This window comes from Deltaproteobacteria bacterium (assembly GCA_019309045.1).
Taxonomy (GTDB): Bacteria; Desulfobacterota; Syntrophobacteria; order BM002; family BM002; genus JAFDGZ01.
This window is the reverse complement of record JAFDGZ010000202.1, coordinates 1-2109: the sequence shown is the minus strand read 5'-3', so window position 1 is coordinate 2109 and position 2109 is coordinate 1. Positions and strand designations below refer to the sequence as shown.

Genomic DNA, 2109 nt, shown 5'->3' with positions numbered 1-2109 from the left:
GTTTGCCGGTGGCAGGATCAGGATAGTCACCCAGGTGCAGGAGCGCCGAGGTGTTTAAAGAAAAAATAAAGGTGGAGAAGTTTATTTCCGGAAGCACCGTCTGGGTGGACTCCTCGCGGGGAGCTTTCGATTCGGTTTGCTGCGACGCCTCTGACGATCGGTCGGCTCTTGGGGCCGCTTCTTCCCTTTCGGCGTTGTCAACTTCTTGCTTCACCTCGCCTTCCTCGGTGAACCGCCGTCGGTCGCGGACCACAAACCCTTTTCCTTCCCTTTCTTCATCTGTCATCTTTCCTGAACCTCCAACGTACAGTTTGTCTGCTCCAGGCAACATGAATAGAGCAAATGGTATTGCCTCTTTTCCTGACCTGCTTTAAATGAAATCGAGTAACCGCATCGCCTTTTCCCAAGGCCGGTACGAATCCCAAGAATCGCTCGCTCAATTTTATTATTTTACTCCAATTCCCCTTATAATTCCAACTTCTGCACATACATGACATTTTCGAGGTCGAGCAGCTCTCTTTTCACTTCTGGCGGCACCGGGGTATCCGTCCTGAGCAGAATAATGTTCTGCCCCGAGTCTATCACTTGCCCCACATCCATGGTGGCAATATTGATATGGTGTTTGCCTAGACAGGTGCCTATGGCTCCGATGGTACCCGGAGTGTCCATGTTGTAAATCAGCAGCAGATGCCCTTCGAGCACCGACTCCAAGCGGAAACTGTTGATCCGCACCAAGCGAGGATCCTTCCTCCCAAAAATCGTTCCAGACACCGAGTTTTCCTGCTCCGTAGTTTTCATACTGATACTGACGAGGCTGGTAAAGTCTTCTGCTTCGGTCCGTTTGGACTCGGTCACCTTTATATCCCGCTCTTTGGCAAGTATTGGCGCGTTGACGAAGTTCACCTCGTCGCCCAGCACAGGAGTAAAAACCCCTTTCAGCAAGGAAACTGTGAGTGGCACTGTGTCCAAGTCCGCAACCTCACCAACATAGTCAACCCTGATGGCCTCGATACCTCCCTTTGTTATCTGGGTAAGCAGGCTGCCGAGTTTTTCCACAAGAGAAAGGTAGGGATGCAGGGTGGCCAGCACCTCACCATCAACAGAGGGCACATTTACCGCATTGCGAATAGTTCCGGCATGAAGATAATCTACAATCTGCTGGGCTACGGCTACGGCCACGTTTTCCTGGGCCTCGTCAGTGGAGGCACCGAGGTGCGGCGTGGCAATTACATTTTCCAGATCCAGCAAGGGATTGTCTTCGGGCGGTTCCTTTTCGAACACATCCAGGGCCGCGCCAGCCACCACGCCCTCTTTGAGGGCCTGGTAGAGATCCTGCTCGTTGACTATGCCCCCCCGGGCACAGTTTACCAGAAGTACGCCGCGCTTCATCTTGGCAAAGCAGGCAGCATTTATCAAATTCCGTGTTTCACTGGTCATGGGTGTGTGCACCGTAATGCAATCGGCCCTGGCGAGGAGCCCATCCAGGGTTACCGGCTCCACCCCCATCTTGCTGATCACTTCTGCTGGAATGTATGGATCATAGGCGATGACATTCATGCTCAGGCCGCGGGCCCGCTCGGCCACCACCCTGCCAATACGACCAATGCCTATGATGCCCAGGGTCTTATTGTAGAGCTCCCTGCCACGAAAGCGCTTCTTTTCCCAACGATGCTGTCGCATGGAAGCTGCGGCCTGGGGAATATTCCTACTCAGTGCCATGAGCAGGGCAATGGCATGCTCTGCAGTGGTAATGACGTTCCCCTCGGGCGTGTTCATCACCACAATTCCTCTTTTGCTAGCGGCCCCAATGTCCACATTGTCCAGGCCGATTCCTGCCCTGCCGACAACTTTGAGGCGATCTGCTGCCTCGATAACCTCAGCCGTCACCTTGGTGCCGCTGCGAATCACCAGGGCGTCGTAGTCCTTTATCATGCCCTGGAGTTCTTCCTGGGTGAGGTTGGTGTTTACCTCTACTTCGAAATCGGCGGCCTGCCGGAGGATTTCGATGCCCTTGTCGTGAAGTGGGTCACTTACCAGAATCTTCATCAACACCCCCATCTACAATATCCGAACAGTCTATGGTTTTGCCTGACTAGGTACCATCAGTCG

2 protein-coding genes are annotated in these 2109 nt (G+C 53.5%); both read right to left on the bottom strand.

The genetic code is table 11. The features are described from left to right. Positions 1-286: DUF1844 domain-containing protein (locus JRI89_17785; protein MBW2073084.1), on the bottom strand; the 286-nt coding region annotated here is incomplete at its 3' end. Positions 287-465: 179 nt separating this feature from the next. After that, a complete protein-coding gene (locus JRI89_17780; protein MBW2073083.1) occupies positions 466-2046 on the bottom strand; it encodes a phosphoglycerate dehydrogenase in 1581 nt (526 codons plus the stop codon). Positions 2047-2109 lie beyond the last annotated feature (63 nt).

What these genes read in the sequence shown, in the direction of transcription:
- JRI89_17780 (MBW2073083.1), bottom strand. Translation starts at nt 2,046, where the DNA reads ATGAAGATTCTGGTAAGTGACCCACTTCACGACAAGGGCATCGAAATC.